This window comes from Gardnerella leopoldii, assembly GCF_003293675.1.
GTDB lineage: Bacteria > Actinomycetota > Actinomycetes > Actinomycetales > Bifidobacteriaceae > Bifidobacterium > Bifidobacterium leopoldii.
The window spans coordinates 261,090-277,028 of record NZ_CP029984.1 but is presented as its reverse complement, the minus strand read 5'-3'; the positions used below and the strand labels follow the sequence as shown (position 1 = coordinate 277,028).

Annotated in this window: 15 protein-coding genes; 1 reads left to right on the top strand and 14 read right to left on the bottom strand. The window is 41.3% G+C overall.

All coding sequences use genetic code 11. The features are described from left to right. Window positions 1-8 precede the first annotated feature (8 nt). The 4 genes from DOD25_RS01255 to DOD25_RS01235 all read right to left on the bottom strand — a co-directional run bounded on the left by DOD25_RS01255 (window position 9) and on the right by DOD25_RS01235 (window position 5,124). Window positions 9-1,001: an ABC transporter permease gene (locus DOD25_RS01255; RefSeq protein ID WP_004105075.1), complete on the bottom strand. Its 993-nt coding sequence runs from the start codon at window positions 999-1,001 to the stop codon at window positions 9-11. A 12-nt stretch (window positions 1,002-1,013) separates the two neighbouring features. Then, window positions 1,014-1,940, bottom strand: coding sequence for an ABC transporter permease (locus tag DOD25_RS01250; protein ID WP_112928548.1), 927 nt, complete (start codon window positions 1,938-1,940; stop codon window positions 1,014-1,016). A gap of 201 nt (window positions 1,941-2,141) precedes the next feature. After that, window positions 2,142-3,770 (bottom strand): peptide ABC transporter substrate-binding protein, encoded by a 1,629-nt coding sequence (locus DOD25_RS01245; protein ID WP_101885958.1) that lies wholly within the window; start codon window positions 3,768-3,770, stop codon window positions 2,142-2,144. A gap of 385 nt (window positions 3,771-4,155) precedes the next feature. Further along, complete coding sequence (locus DOD25_RS01235) at window positions 4,156-5,124, bottom strand: tyrosine recombinase XerC (protein ID WP_004573919.1); 969 nt, start codon at window positions 5,122-5,124, stop codon at window positions 4,156-4,158. 85 nt (window positions 5,125-5,209) lie between these two features. Here DOD25_RS01235 and DOD25_RS01230 point away from each other — a divergent pair, with 85 nt between their 5' ends. Further along, window positions 5,210-5,503: a DUF6725 family protein gene (locus DOD25_RS01230; protein ID WP_112928547.1), complete on the top strand. Its 294-nt coding sequence runs from the start codon at window positions 5,210-5,212 to the stop codon at window positions 5,501-5,503. A 23-nt stretch (window positions 5,504-5,526) separates the two neighbouring features. Here DOD25_RS01230 and DOD25_RS01225 read toward each other — a convergent pair whose 3' ends face one another. The 10 genes from DOD25_RS01225 to asnB all read right to left on the bottom strand — a co-directional run bounded on the left by DOD25_RS01225 (window position 5,527) and on the right by asnB (window position 15,772). After that, window positions 5,527-6,630 (bottom strand): prephenate dehydrogenase, encoded by a 1,104-nt coding sequence (locus DOD25_RS01225; RefSeq protein WP_112928546.1) that lies wholly within the window; start codon window positions 6,628-6,630, stop codon window positions 5,527-5,529. Continuing rightward, complete coding sequence (locus DOD25_RS01220) at window positions 6,624-7,622, bottom strand: prephenate dehydratase domain-containing protein (protein ID WP_004573916.1); 999 nt, start codon at window positions 7,620-7,622, stop codon at window positions 6,624-6,626. Before DOD25_RS01220 ends, DOD25_RS01225 begins: the two co-directional genes overlap by 7 nt. 136 nt (window positions 7,623-7,758) lie before the next feature. Then, the gene (locus DOD25_RS01215; protein WP_064340237.1) at window positions 7,759-8,166 is read right to left on the bottom strand and encodes a hypothetical protein; all 408 of its coding nucleotides are present in this window, start codon (window positions 8,164-8,166) and stop codon (window positions 7,759-7,761) included. A gap of 42 nt (window positions 8,167-8,208) precedes the next feature. Next, a complete protein-coding gene (typA, locus tag DOD25_RS01210; protein WP_004105095.1) occupies window positions 8,209-10,134 on the bottom strand; it encodes a translational GTPase TypA in 1,926 nt (641 codons plus the stop codon). Window positions 10,135-10,325: 191 nt separating this feature from the next. Further along, complete coding sequence (locus DOD25_RS01205) at window positions 10,326-11,165, bottom strand: ParA family protein (RefSeq protein ID WP_004105096.1); 840 nt, start codon at window positions 11,163-11,165, stop codon at window positions 10,326-10,328. A 48-nt stretch (window positions 11,166-11,213) separates the two neighbouring features. After that, window positions 11,214-12,173 carry a site-specific tyrosine recombinase XerD gene (gene xerD, locus DOD25_RS01200; RefSeq protein WP_004105098.1) on the bottom strand — a complete coding sequence of 320 codons (960 nt, stop codon included), beginning with the start codon at window positions 12,171-12,173 and terminating at the stop codon, window positions 11,214-11,216. A gap of 94 nt (window positions 12,174-12,267) precedes the next feature. Continuing rightward, window positions 12,268-12,651: a 50S ribosomal protein L20 gene (gene rplT / locus DOD25_RS01195; RefSeq protein WP_004105106.1), complete on the bottom strand. Its 384-nt coding sequence runs from the start codon at window positions 12,649-12,651 to the stop codon at window positions 12,268-12,270. Between the two features lie 67 nt (window positions 12,652-12,718). Further along, complete coding sequence (gene rpmI, locus DOD25_RS01190) at window positions 12,719-12,913, bottom strand: 50S ribosomal protein L35 (protein ID WP_004128670.1); 195 nt, start codon at window positions 12,911-12,913, stop codon at window positions 12,719-12,721. Beyond that, window positions 12,894-13,655, bottom strand: a complete 762-nt coding sequence (gene infC, locus DOD25_RS01185; protein ID WP_012913964.1) for a translation initiation factor IF-3 — start codon at window positions 13,653-13,655, stop codon at window positions 12,894-12,896. The genes rpmI and infC overlap by 20 nt, the downstream gene beginning before the upstream one ends. A 230-nt stretch (window positions 13,656-13,885) precedes the next feature. Next, on the bottom strand, window positions 13,886-15,772 hold the full coding sequence (asnB, locus tag DOD25_RS01180; RefSeq protein ID WP_004105112.1) for an asparagine synthase (glutamine-hydrolyzing): 1,887 nt from the start codon (window positions 15,770-15,772) through the stop codon (window positions 13,886-13,888). Window positions 15,773-15,939: the final 167 nt, after the last annotated feature.

Genomic DNA, 15,939 nt, shown 5'->3' with positions numbered 1-15,939 from the left:
CGCTAAATTCACGCCTTACGGCTCTTCGGATCTAATGCATCCTTTACAGCATCACCCATCATAATAAAGGCGAGCACAGTAATTGCGAGTGCAATAGACGGATAGAACAAGACTTCTGGGTTCGTAGTAAGAACATTTCTAGCGGTAGAAATATCTCCACCCCAGCTGACAGTAGTACTTGGTAAACCAATTCCAAGGAAGCTTAATGTTGCTTCCAACACAATATAAGTTCCAAGCGAAGTTGTTCCAACAACAATGATTGGAGCCAAAGAGTTCGGGATAATGTGTTTGAAAAGATTACGTATTGGAGTAGATCCTAAAGCAGTAGATGCGGTATTGAATTCAAGATTTTTTGATTCCATAACAGCGCTTCGTGCAATACGAGCAACGCTAACCCATCCAAAAAGCACCATAACAAGCACAATTTTCCAAATTGATTTAGATGTACGGAACATTTGTAAAACTACGATTGCACCAAGAAGCATTGGTAAAGCCAAGAAGATATCAGTTATTCGGCTGAGAATAGTATCAACCCAGCCTCCGAAGAATCCTGCTAACGCACCAATTAAAGAACCAACAAGTACAACCAAAATAGTTGCAAGCAAACCAACACTTAGTGATGTACGAGTACCATAAACAACTCGAGCATAAATATCGCAACCTTGCATATCAAAACCAAATGGATGCGCGGCTGAAGCTGGCTCAAGAGAGTGTTCCAAAACGCAATAATTAGGATTGTGCTTTGTAAGAATGCTTGGGAAGAATGCAACAAAAATAATTGCAATAATCAAAACTGCAGAAACAATAAACAATGGATTCCTGCGCAAAGTTCTCCAGGTATCTGCCCACATACTCGTTGCAGCAGCGGATTCGTCTACGGAATCCACTTCTTGAATAGGCGTATCGTCTAATGGTGCAACGTAGCGTTCTTGCCCCGGTAATATATTGCAATTTGAAGCATTATTTGCAATCAAATCATTTTTCATCAAATTATCTTCCATAGTGTACTCCCCTCACGCGTAACGAATGCGCGGATCAAGAGCCGCGTACAACATATCAACAAGAAAATTGCTAAATACAAATATCAATGTCAAAAGCGTGACAATGGAAACAACAAGGTTTTCTTCTCCCTTTAGAATCCCTTGATATGTGAGGAATCCAACGCCATGAATGTTGAAGATTGTTTCCGAAATCATTGCACCGCCCATAAGAGCACCCAAATCCTGGCCTAAGAAGGTGACGACAGGTATAAGCGAGTTGCGCAAAACGTGGCGAACAATAACAGAGCCTTCTTTTAAGCCCTTTGCACGAGCTGTACGCACATAATCAAGCGAAATATTTGAAGAGATTTCAGATCTTGTAAGTCGAATGATGTACGCCATAGACACAGAACCAAGAACCATTGCAGGAAGAAGCAAATCGAAGAATCCAGGATCGTTACTAGCTGTAACTGGTAATATACGCCATTTAACACCAAATAAGTATTGTCCTACGAAACCTGTCACAAATGTTGGAACAGAAATAAGAAGAAGTGATACAACCAGGATCACACTGTCATACCACTTGCCTTTCTTCAAACCTGAAATTATGCCAAATATGACACCAAATATTGCTTCGAAAGCGAATGCCATAATTGCTAGTTGAACAGTAACTGGGAATGCACGACCAATTTCATCGATAACTGGTTGACCTGCAAAAGTATGACCAAAATCGAGGGTAAGAGCATTCTTTAAGAATAGTAAATATTGAATAATAAATGGTTTATCTAAGTTATACTCGGCTCGTATTTGTGCAGCCACTGCAGGATTAACAGGTTTTTCTCCAAACATTGCTTTTACTGGATCTCCAGGCAAAGCAAATACTAAAGCATAAACTAATAATGTTGTGCCGAGAACAACAGGAATCATCTGCAAAATACGACGCAGAATGTACTTACCCATCGAATTCTCCTTGAATTGTTAAAACTTACTCAAAAAACAACAAAGTGCCGCTCCAGCTCAATAGTTTTATTTAACTAGTTTAGCTGGAGCAGCAATTTCGCAATAAGCGATATCAAATTATTGAGAGGAACCAACTAGTGTTACTTACTAACTTTCTAAAAAGTATGTAACACTATGCTGTTTTCTTAATTAGCTACCAGCTTATTTGTGAAGCTGATAGTACAGCGGCATATTCTGCCAATCCATTGTGAAGCCCTTCAAAGTTGGAACCATCACAGCCTTAGCGTTCGAGTAGAACAATGGGACAGATGGAAGATCCTCAAGAAGGATTTCGTTTGCTTGCTGATAGAGCTTAATAGCCTCTTCTGGCTTAGAAGATGCAGCTTTCTTAAGTAAATCGTCGAACTTTGGATTCTTATAATCACCTTCGTTAGAGCCATTGCCATCAGCTGCAACGGAAGCAAATTCCTGAGTCAAGTAATTTTCTGCACTTGGATAATCTGGCATCCAACCTGCACGCCATGCACCCTTAATCTGACGCTTAGCGCAAGCATTACGGAATTCCTGGAATGTAGGAATTGGGGTGGTTTCAGCCTTGATTCCGAGATTATTCTTGAGGGAATTCACAACAGCATCAAACACAGACTTTGCATTTCCATCGGCATTGTAGGAGAAAGTAAGAGATCCATCATACTTAGAAATCTTATCTGCTTTAGCCCAAAGTTCCTTAGCTTTCTTTGCATTAAATTCTACGTTCTCGTGACCCTTAAGATCAGCCTTATAGCCTGGAGTCAATGGAGAAGTAAATTCGTTTGCAGGAGAAGCAGTGCCATTGAGAATCTTGTCGATAATCACCTTACGATCTATAGCCATAGAAATAGCTTGACGACGAAGCTTACCTTCTTCAGTCTTTACATCGAAGTGTGGGAGGCTTGAAGGAATAGTGAACTGCTGGATTACAGAACCTGGACGGTTGTAAGCCTTAACAGTTGTATCCTTCTGGAAAGTCTTAGTTTGGGTATCTGGAATATTATCAGTCATATCGAGGTTTCCAGCCTGCACATCGCGGTATGCAGCGTTACCATCTGTATAAACCTTGAAGGTTACGCCATCATTCTGAGCTTTGCGCGGACCATTGTAATCAGGATTCTTTACAACTTCGATCTGCTTGTTGTGATCCCAAGACTTGAACAAGTATGGACCAGAAGAAACAGGCTTTTCGCCATAAGCCTTTGGATCCTTGTAGAAGGATTCCGGAAGTGGAGCAAATGCCAAGTAGCCAACCTTAATTGGGAATACAGAATCTGGCTGTTCCAGATCAACGGTAAAAGTATTTTCATCAACAACCTTCAAACCAGAAAGCTGTTCGTCACCCTTAGTACCATCCTTCTGCAAATCAGCATAACCCTTAATGGTTTGGAAGAAGGAAGCACACTTCTGAGCATTCTTAGCGTTAGCAACGAAGCTCCAAGCCTTCACAAAGCTTTCGGCTGTAATAGGAGTGCCATCGCTGAACTTCTTTCCTTTCTTAACCTTCACGGTGTACTGGGTAGCATCAGCATTTGGAGTGATGCTTTCAGCATCCTCATTTACAGGATTACCCTTTTCATCGAAAGTTACCAACGTGGAATTAACCAACATGGCAGGACGAGCGCCAGCATTTTCGTTAATGTTTCCAGGGACTAATTCGTTTTGTGGCTCAGAGTTTGAAACGGTAATAATAACCTTGCCACCGTTTGTTTGTGCATTCTTAGCGGAAGAGCCACAGCCACCAAGTAACATTGCCAGCGAGCAGGCAGCAGCAGCGAAAGCCAAAGCCCTATTCTTCATATATTTTCTCCTAACGTCTGGTAGGCAGGATTGTCATATCACAAAAAAGCCAAGCATCAGCTAAAACATAAAAATCCATCCGGTTTTTATTGCCAGATGGATTCTCGCAAGCCAATGACGAGGCCTCTTCGTTGATTAAAATTCAATGATACGTATTTTTACAAACAATGCAATAGTAAAAGAAAATTGAAAAAAATATTGTATATTAGTAATAATTAATTATTTAAGTCTAGATTTAATTATAAATACCGAAAATTTTATTATTTATATAGTAAAATTTATTGTTTTTTACAGGTATATGTATATTACAAAAATGTAAATTAACATATTTATTATGTAAAAAACATGTTAAATATGAATAATTGAATACTTAAAACATTTAATATCATGCACGCGGAAAAGCTTGAGAATACTTACGTTTTAAAGATTCAATAGAAACATGAGTGTAACGCTGAGTAGTATTAAGCGATGAATGACCCAATAATTCCTGCACTTCGCGTAAATCTGCTCCACCATTCAACATATGCGTCGCAGCACTATGCCGCAAAGCATGAGGAGAAATATCCGGAACATGCGCACTCTTAGCCTCATCATGCACAATCCGCCTTACCAAACGCTGATCGATACGCTTTCCGCGAGTACCAAGAAATACTGCCTCTTCAACAGAATTCCGCAATAAAATTTCTCGTCCATCTTTAGAAATCCAAGCAGATAAAGCTTTATAAGCAGGAACCCCAAAAGGCACAACACGCTGCTTATTTCCCTTACCAGTAACTTTTATAGTGTGCGAGGAAAAATTAATATCCTGAATATTTAAACTAGTAAGCTCACCAACACGAATACCAGTCGCATATAAAAGCTCCAGAATTGCAGCATTGCGAAGTCCTACAGCTTTCTGATTTTTGGTACACGAAGATGAAACATTAGCTTTAGAATCAACATTATTCATTAATGATTCTGCTTGATATTCATCCAAAACAGATGGTAGCATGTTTTTAATTTTTGGCGTCATTAAAATTTCTGCAGGATTACTACTTATGTATTCAACATGCTGACACCACGCAAAAAAACCACGCACCGCGACTACTTTGCGAGCCAAACTTGAACGCGCATGACTTCGCGACTCATCAGCCATCCACGAACGCAAATCATCCGTAGTAAGCTCTGAAATATTATTAAATCCGTGCCGATTACACCATGCTAAACATTGCAAAATATCACTGGCATAAGCTTTCTGCGTGCGTTCACCCAAGCCTTTATTAGCACGAACATAATCAATATAATCATCTATTAAACTCATATATTTAGAAGGTAAACCTAAGAAATTTTCAGAAACAAATTTATTGTTGCTCATGCTTAACTCACCCTTCCATAAAAGTTTAAAACAAAACGTTTGCCATATACTTCAGTCACATGCATAATACAACAAGGAGCATGTTATGAACACACAAACACGGAATTTAACTACACTACCGAAGCAAATACCTGCAGGCTCGCGCATAGTAGTAAGAACTTACAAAATTATAGAAAACAATAACGATGGAACACAAAAAATCGAGTATCATGATGCGATTGGGCACGTACTCGAGTGGGACGGGGTAATGCTTCATTTACTTCGAGATCCTGCAGCAAACGGCACTAGAGCTGCCGAAGAAATGTTCATTGACGCCAAAACTATTTACCGATTAAAACCAATCCCAGAACGCAAATTTCAAAAACCGCTTAGTGTGTAGAATTGTCTGATGAGAAGCAAGTTTTACACATTTCTCAAGGAAGCATCTGAGCGCAATAGCAGTTGCGAAGATTCGTTGGTATTAAATCCGTAAAATTCAATAATGGATTCACCTGAGCGCGCGGATTCTAGTAATTCCTGCTGCCAATTGATTTGAGAATCATACTTCCACAATCTGCTATTTGCATCATCATTTTGCTTAGCATCGTCGCTTTGTTGCGTACTAGTTTTAGATGAGTTGCGCTGCTGGTATTTATATTCTCTCCAAGATTGAGCTTTAGCAAAAAACTCTTGCTCTAAAGCATCCGCGGTTTCAATATCATTATCTAACATATTTGCAGCAAAAGTTAGCTCAGAAATTACGGAACGCAATAATTTCGCAGTATTATGCCGATTTTCACTTACCATAGCACGAGTGCGTTGAGGATCAGTAAGAGCAACTCGTGTCATATCTCGCCAGGAACCTGCAGATAGTTGTAAAGCAATAGCACGATTAGATTGTTCACATAATACGTTTGCAAGAGCTGTTGCAACAACATGAGGCATGTGAGAAATAAGAGCTGCAGAATTATCGTGCGCTGCATCATCCAAAACTATTGCGCGATTCTTGCATAGAGAAACAATCATTTGCAAAACATTGCAAACTCGCCAAAACTCAGTAGAATCATCAACAGTTAAAGCCCACAAAGCACCATTTAAAAGCTCATCACTAGAAGCTTTCCAACCAGTAAATTCACTACCAGCCATCGGATGCGCACCAACGTAACAATCTTGCAAACCTGCGTCTTTTACTTGCTCTCGAACTAAAGTTTTTACGCTGCCGACATCGCTAATAGTTGTGCAAGATTTGTCAATATAAGGTGCAATTTCATGCAAAATACTTGGCATAGCAGCTAAAGCATTGCATAAAATCAAAACATTTGGACGAAGTTTTGCTAAATCCTGCACTTTTTCTACGCAAGTAATTCCTAAACTTTTAGCTTCGTCATAAGGCTCATTATGACGATTCCATGCATATACGTTGCAATTTGCCAGTTTAGCAAGTCGTTTTGCAAGAGATCCACCAATAAGACCAAGACCTACAATGCCAACAGAAAATTTTTGCGAAAATTCAGCATCTTCTACCATAATAATTCTCTTTCTGCACGCATTACGTTCAAATTACGTAAAGCATCAACTGAAGGTTCAACGCACACTCCACCATGAGGTAGCATCCAATCATTCATCACCGGATTCTTGCGTTTATCAGAAGAATACACTGCTAAAACTCGAACCCAATCACCATGTTCAACAACCTCTTGAATCATAGCTTTACACGTAGAATCCCAAGGAGCAGCATCAACAGTTGCAATAAAACTGTATAAACCATCCTGCCCTTTAATTGGTCTAGACATAAAGGAAGTCATATTAAGGCCATGATCTCGCACAACATCAAGCAAATTTGCTAACACTCCAGCACCTGTAGAACGCGGAATAAACGCAATAATTGATGAAAAAGATGAAAAATTTTCTCGCTGCACATTAACAAAATCTAAAGCCTGATCTCGAGGAGCTAACACTAAAAATTCAGTGCGCGCGCCAGAAAAATCTTCAACTGCTTCGCTCACAATCTGCCTATTGTATAAATCAGCACAAATTTTAGGACATAAAGCAACTTCGCCAGGAACTAAATCCCTACAAGCAGCAGCATTTGAAGACGCAGTTTTTTCTTGTAAACCGCGCTCTTGAGAAAACTTACGACATTGCGCCAACGCGTGAGGGTGAGCAACAATAGTAGAGCAATTATCGATTGAATCTGATTTGCAAACAACAGCATCAAAACTAATATCAACGCCTATTCGAGCAATACCAACCATATTCTTTGCATCAATGAGTAAATCTAAATTAGGTATTACAACGCCTTCAATATTGTTTTCCCACGCAATAACACCCCAATGGTGATGCTCTTCAATTTCACTAGCAATACTAAGAACATTCTCGCAAGCAGTTGGAATAAGTCGCAAATTATCAAATGATTGACATTGTTCTTGAACTTTTAAAGATGCATGATGAGTAAAAGAACCTTCCGGCCCTAAATAGCATAATTTACGAGCACTCTGACTGTTCTTATTACCATTCATGACTATTCCTTAAAAACTGTTGCAGTTAAGAATATTGTAATCAAGACTACTGTAAAAAATACTGCTTAATACTGCTTTTATGCAAAACTCAGCTCTAAGTCACGCTTAGATTATTGCAAATTCTTTACTTATTTTACTATTCAATAACAAACCAACGCTGAGGCATACAAAGCAAAACTAAGTGAGCAACAAGAATGCCGAAAAGCCAAAAATATCCAACATATTGCGAACACCATGGCAACGGTATTGTGAAACCAACAGGTACAAGAATTGCGCTACCAACAAAATCTAAAGCAATAAGCCAAGCTACAAATGAAAAAACTATTGCGTGAATAAATAATCCACTCCAACCACTACGAGATCTTGCACACCAAGCAGACAAAAATAGCAAAAGCATAGATAATGCAAATCCGTAAGGAATATTATCCACTGCACCGCAGCGATGAGCAAACGTACCAATCAACGCGCATATTAGCGCAGAAACAGACGTGGTCGCATACCTGCCCCACGAAGGCAAGCGATGCGACCACGGTTTCGACGACATAATAAGCCTAACGTTCCATCACTAATTGGTATATTGCGATTATCATGCAGCGTTGTTGTTTTGACGACGCTGCTTAGCACGCCACTTGTACCACTCATCGCGGCTCAAAATAATCTTGCGCACGCGAATTGCTTCAGGCGTAACTTCCACGCACTCGTCTTCGTTAGCGAAGTCAAGAGACTCTTCCAAGCTCATCTTAATTGGTGGAGTTAAAGTTTCAAGCACGTCAGCAGTTGAAGAACGCATGTTAGTCATGTGCTTAGCAAGCGTAATATTTACATCCAGCTCATCTGGTTTATTGTTAATACCAACGATTTGTCCTTCGTAAACTGGGCTTTGTGGATCAACGAAGAAGATACCACGAGCTTGCAAACGCTGCATAGCATAAGGAGTTGCAACACCCTTGCGATCGCAAACCATGGAACCATTCTGACGAGTCACAATCTGACCAGCCCATGGAGCATAACCAGCGGAAATAGAGCTTGCAATACCAGTTCCGCGAGTAGCAGAAAGCAAGGCAGTGCGGAAACCGATAAGACCGCGAGAAGGAACAGTAAATTGCAAACGAACCCAACCAGAACCGTGGTTGCTCATAGAATCCATACGACCCTTACGATCAGCCATAAGCTGAGTGACGGTACCCATGTATTCTTCTGGGACATCAATCGTAGTGCTTTCCATAGGCTCATTAATTTGACCATCAATAGTCTTGGTAACGACCTGAGGACGACCAACTGTAAGCTCGTAGCCCTCGCGACGCATTTGCTCAGCTAACACAGCCAAAGCAAGCTCGCCACGACCTTGAACTTCCCAAGCATCTGGGCGCTCAGTTGGAATAACCTTAATAGAAACGTTACCAATAAGCTCGCGATCCAAACGATCCTTAATCATACGAGCAGTAAGCTTATGATCTTTGCCTTCAGTTCCAGCAAGAGGAGAATCGTTCACGCCGAAAGTCATAGAAATTGCAGGATCGTCGACATGAATCAATGGAAGCGGCTTTGGATCATTCTGGTCAACGATAGTTTCACCAATCATAATGTCGTTTACGCCAGCAACAGCCACAATATCGCCAGGACCTGCAGAAGCTACAGGAGTGCGCTCCAAACCTTGAGTGCGAAGAAGCTCAGAAACACGGAAGTTTTCAATGGAACCATCGACACGAGAAAGACCGTAAGTCTTGCCCTTTTCCAAAGTACCATTGTAAATTCGCACTAAACCAAGACGACCCAAGAAGTCAGAGGAATCAATGTTTGCAACATGAGCTTGAAGAGGAGCGCCTTCTTCGTATTCAGGAGCTGGAATGTTTGAAATAATAGAATCAAACAATGGCTCCAAATTATCGTTATCCGGAAGAGCACCATTCGCAGGCTGATTAACAGAAGCATAACCAGCTTTAGCAGCGCAATAAATTACTGGCAAATCAAGCAAAGCGTCGAGATCGAGGTCAATACCTTCCTCAACAACATCCTGAGCCAAGCCAAGAAGCAAATCTGTAGATTCGCCAACAACTTCTTCAATACGAGCATCTGGACGATCTACCTTATTTACGCACAAAATAACAGGAAGCTTAGCTTCCAAAGCTTTACGAAGCACAAAGCGAGTCTGTGGAAGAGGACCTTCAGAAGCGTCAACCAACAAAACAACGCCGTCAACCATAGAGATACCACGCTCGACCTCACCACCGAAATCAGCGTGACCTGGAGTATCAATAACGTTAATAGTGATACCTTCTGGATGACCATACTTTTCAGCTAATGGACCTGTGTACTGAACAGCAGTGTTTTTAGCAAGAATAGTAATGCCCTTCTCGCGTTCCAAATCATTGGAATCCATAACGCGATCTGGAACTTCTTCACGCTCAGAAAATACGTGCGACTGCTGAAGCATGGCGTTTACCAGAGTGGTCTTACCGTGGTCTACGTGCGCCACAATTGCCACATTTCGAATATCACCGCGAACAGTCATCACAAACCTCTTCCATTCTTCGCGTTTAAGTAATTATTAACATGCAACCATTTAAGCTATAAACATCAGCTAAAACAGTAGCCATATACCTTATTGACGAGCGCCCAAATAGGTAAGCTGCCAAACCGCACCGATTTTACTAGCGAGCTAAGACAGCTTTACAAAACATACTAACGCAGAATCACAAGAACTTAAGCAACAACACCTTTAGCAATAAGCTCACGCGCAACTTCGCGGTACTCTTTTGCAGTCTTGTGCTCAGGAGCAAAAATAGTGATAGGAACTGCAGCAACTGTAGAATCTGGCAGCTTAATAGAACGCGAAATCACGGAATGCAAAACTTTATCTTGGAAAGCTTCGTAAATGCGCTGTAAGACTTCTTCGCTATGCAAAGTGCGTGTATACATAGTAACCAAAACGCCAAATACTTTAAGATTTGGATTAATACGAGATTGTACCTTCTCAATTGATTGCATAAGAAGAGCCACGCCTCGAAGAGCAAAGAACTCTGCAGCAAGTGGAATAATCACGCCATCAGCTGCTGTTAACGCATTTACAGTAAGCAAGCCGAGAGAAGGCTGGCAATCAACTATAATAACGTCGTATTCGTCACGCACTTTGCGTAATACACCTGCTAATATTTGCTCTCGTCCTACTTCGGTTACTAACTGAACTTCAGCTGCAGATAAATCAATATTTGCAGGAATAATATCAATATTTTCTGTTTCAGTATGACGAATTACATCATGCACGTCTACAGACGAATCAAATAATGCCGTATAAACTGTATTATCAAGCGCATTTGCGTTAATTCCAAGTCCAACTGTTGCCGCACCTTGCGGATCGAAATCAACAATCAAAACGCGACGACCATACTGACTTAGTGCGCCAGCAATATTAATGGAACTTGTAGTTTTACCAACTCCACCTTTCTGGTTGCACATTGCAATAATGCGAGCAGGACCGTGTGAAGTTAACGGCTCTGGTGCATGAAAAGTTTCGTATTCGCGTCCAAGTAAATCAGTAGGCATGCTCCCCACTTTATCAACAGGTATACTCACGAAACTCTGAGCATAAAATTATTTAGCTCGAGGATGACTCATTACGTAAGCTTCAACTAATGCGTCAGGACTAATATGCGTATAAATTTGAGTTGTTGTAACTGAAGCATGTCCAAGTAACTCTTGAACTGTGCGCACATCAGCACCACCTGCAATAAGATGCGTGGCAAGAGAATGGCGCAGCGTATGCGGATGCAATGGTTTGTCAAGTTTTGCACGCTCGCCAGCTTGCGTTACTATTGCCCATGCTGATTGGCGAGAAAGTGCATTACCTCTCTTATTTAAGAAAATTGTGTGCAATTCACGTTTGCCCTTGGACGCTAATTCTGGGCGAGATTTCTCCATATAGTTACGAAGAGCACGAACAGCACACCCACCAATCGGAACTAAACGCTGCTTAGAGCCTTTACCTGTAAGTTTTACAACGGACTCATTTAAATCAATATCTTCGAATTTTACGCCAACTGCTTCCGAAATTCGCGCTCCAGTAGCGTATAAAAACTCGAGAAGCGCAGTATCTCTAATCGAAATAGCATCGGAACTTCCAAAATTCCCTGCAGCTTCAATAACTCTATTTACTTCTTCAATACTTAAAACATCCGGTAAGTAGTCTGCTTGTTTTGGAGCTTTTACTTGCGCTGAAACGTCAGCTTGTATGTCACCATGAGCAAGCATAAAGCGATGCCACTCGTGAATACTTGCAAGTCGACGCGCAACTGTCCTAGTCCCCAACCCTAATTCATTCAAAGTTCGAATATATGATTCAATATCTAATTGAGAAATAGTAGTAATATCTTTTATTTTTCGTTCGTCGTAAAGCCAGCATGTGTAATCTTGCAAATCTGAAGCGTATGCAGATACTGTTTTTTTAGAAAGACCACGCTCAATATCAATATGCGCAATAAAGCGTTGAATATGAAGTGCAAACTCTTCAGGAATATTATTTTTCCTATTGTCAGAATCAAGATTTGAGCGCATAAAAATAATTATAGCTAATAAGTAAATTTGTTGATTTAAAAGAAAAAGCCCACCTAAATTGGTGGGCTTAAAATAGAACTCTATTAAAGCAAAATCAGGCTTCAACTGGAGCGTTTACATCAGCTGGCAATGCAGCCTTAGCAGCTTCAACAACAGCCTTGAAAGCTTCAATATCGGAAACTGCGAGCTCAGCAAGAGCGCGACGATCCAATTCGATGCCTGCCAAGTGCAAGCCCTGAATGAAGCGATTGTAAGTGATGCCTTCAGCGCGAACTGCTGCGTTAATGCGCTGAATCCACAACTTGCGGAAATCACCCTTGCGAGCCTTGCGGTCGCGGAAGTTATAAGTGAATGAGTGGAGCAGCTGTTCCTTTGCCTTGCGATAAAGACGGGAGCGCTGACCGCGGTAGCCAGAAGCCCTCTCAAGAACAACGCGACGCTTCTTGTGAGCGTTTACTGCGCGCTTTACTCGTGCCATAAGTATTCCTCAGCTTTCTTAAAATTTTCGATTGCGTATTCGTTTACAAGCAATTCTTACTTGTTACTTACTTAACGAGCAAGCCCTTAAGCTTCTTGCTCTGCGCAGTAGCCAATACTTTATCTTCAGAAAGAGCACGACGCTTACGAGCCGACTTGTGCTCCAAGTTGTGGCGCATGGCGCTACCATCGTGCATCACCTTACCGGTACCGGTAAGACGAACGCGCTTGGACGCTGCGGAATTAGTTTTCATCTTCGGCATTGCTGCCCTCCTTGTGATGTTGATCGGATTGCATAGCATTTACTGCAGCTGCAGCTTGTGACTGAACCTCTTGCTTAGCTGCAAGACGAGCAGCCTGACGAGCTTGACGCTCAGCGCGAGATTCAGCGCCACGACGACGTTGCTCAGACTGTGTATGAATTTTCTTGCCTTTTGGAGCAAGAGTCATAATAATATTTCGACCTTCTTGCTTTGGCGCAAACTCTACTGTGCCACTTTCAGAGACCTCATCTGCAAGTCGGCGCAACAATTCAACGCCACCAACCGGACGAGATTGCTCACGGCCACGCAACATAATAGTTACTTTTACCTTGTCTCCGCCGTTCAAGAAACGAAGCACATGACCTTTCTTCACATCGAAATCGTGATCGTCGATCTTGAGGCGGAAACGAATTTCCTTAACCTCTGCGACAGTCTGATTACGACGTGCTTCACGAGCCTTAATCTTTTCGTTGTACTTGTACTTACCGTAGTCAATAAGCTTGGCTACTGGAGGCTTAGCAGTAGGCGCAACTTCGACAAGATCGAGGTTAGCTTCCCTTGCAAGGTTTAACGCGACAGAGGTTGCGATAACTCCCACTTGCTCGCCCTTTGGACCAATAAGGCGCACCTGAGGGACTCGAATTTCCTCGTTAATGCGTGGTTCGTCGCTAATGATGACTCCAATCCTTCTAAATACTTGTAAGATGTAATACACCAAGAAGTCCAAGAGCTTAAGATTCACTACTTCATATCAATAAAACGCTATATAACAGCGCAGCAAGCAGCACAAGAAGCTAACTTGCGTGACCGAAGTCATGAACCCGAAACCACAGTAGGCTTCCAGGTGGGGACATCCCACTTTCTTGATTACTCAAGCCGAATATCTATTCTACTAGAAGCCTTGACAAAAAGGCAGTCAACACACGAAACGTGTTTTGACTGCCACAAATCAAAGCTAGAACTATGCGATTTCTACGCTAACTGCATTGGCTCAGGCTTCAATCCATCGTGATTAAAGTACACATCATACCAAGTCAGGAATGTGTAAACTGTCCAAATCTTACGGCGATCGTCATTTTTCTTTGCATAATTATCGTCAATCATACGAAGTAAAGCATCTCTATCGAAGAATTTAGCAGCATCGTCACTTTCAAACGTCTTACGAACAATCTTATAAAAACGTTCCTCACGCAACCAATCCTTAACTGGCACAGGGAAACCAAGCTTTTCTCTGTCATACCAAGCTTTTGGCAAATGACGGGACGCAGCTTGTCGGAAAGCAAACTTCGTATTTTCATCAGTAATTAAATATTTAGTAGGAACTTTTTCTGCAACATCCATAAGAACACGATCAAGCAAAGGCACGCGAAGCTCCAAAGAATGTGCCATAGTCATTTTATCTGCCTTAAGCAAAATATCTCCTGGCATCCATTGATGCATATCAAGATATTGCTTTTTCTTCACTTCAGAAAGTCCCTTACCAGCAATTCTATTGTAAATAGCATCGACAATGCTGCGAACGCTAGGACCCTTGCGATACTCAGGTTTCAAAAGTTTTACAGCATCTTCCTCATTGAAAACCTTTGACTGACCGATAAAATGCTCCTCAGCTGGAGCCAAATTAGCGTACAAATGCCACGCTCCGTGGAAATGCTTACCCTTTGCAGCTCGACCAATCGCGTAACGCAACTTTTTTGGCAACTTTGCAAGCATGCGAGTCACAACTTTAATAAGTTTAGAACGCGTATGAACACCATAATCAATGTATCCTGCAAATAATTCATCTGCTCCCTCACCGCTTAGCACAACGCGTAAATCTTGCGAAGCTAATTTTGCAAGGAAGAATAATGGGACGCAAGAGAAGTTAGAATCAGGTTCGTCCAAATACCACTGAATTTGTGGGAAATAACGGAATGCGTCAGCAGCGTCAATAATTTCAGATTTATTGTTTAAGCCAATAATTTTTGCCAATTCGCTTGCTTGTTTGGATTCATTGTATCTTCCACCAGCAAAACCAATAGAATATGTGTGTTCAGGGCGTGCAACAGCTGCAACATAACTTGAATCAACTCCAGAAGAAAGGAACGAACCAACTTCAACATCCGCAATTTGGTGAGCTTGAACAGAATCACAAACTGTTTTATCGATAGAATCAACTAATTCATTCAAGCGTTGCTTTGTTTCTTTGAAATTAGGATCGTAATATTGCTCAATCTTCATTTCGCCATTCTTATACGTAAAGCAATTACCTTCACGCAGCTTAAAAACGCCCTTGAAGAAAGTTTCGTTAATTGCAGGATATTGGAATGTCATAAACGGCTTAAGCGCATTTTCGTTAAGCTCCTTCTTAAAATCTGGATGGCGCAGTAAAGATTTAATTTCGGATCCGTACATAAAAGTACCATTCATTTGCGCATAATAAAAAGGCTTAATACCGAAATGGTCGCGAGCGCCGAACAATTCTTGAGTACTTTTGTTCCAAATAACGAATGCAAACATTCCGCGTAAACGATTAAGTAAGCCTTTACCCCACTCTTCGTAGCCGTGCACTAATACTTCTGTGTCGCAATCAGTGTGGAAAGTGTGACCAGCTTTAATAAGTTCTTCGCGAAGTGGCTTGTAGTTATAAATCTCACCATTGAAAGTAACTGCAAGATTCCCATCCTCGTTGTACATAGGTTGGGATCCACCGTGAAGATCTATAATGCTAAGTCGACGAAAACCGAGTGCTGCATGTTCGTCAATCATAGTTCCATATTCGTCAGGACCACGATGCGCAATCACATCTGTCATATCTTTTACAATTTGGCTTTTGACGTTAATTGGGGTGTCATTAATGAACCCTGCAATTCCGCACATTTATTTCTCCTCGTAGAATATACAACACAGCATTACGTTAGTCTACTAGCAAATAATTAACGAAAATCCATAATAACTTGGAAAATCTAACTTGCCATGCAATACTACACCAAGCACTTTATGTTAAGCGAGTATTAGTCTAAAAATTCCTGTATTTGCCGGAATAA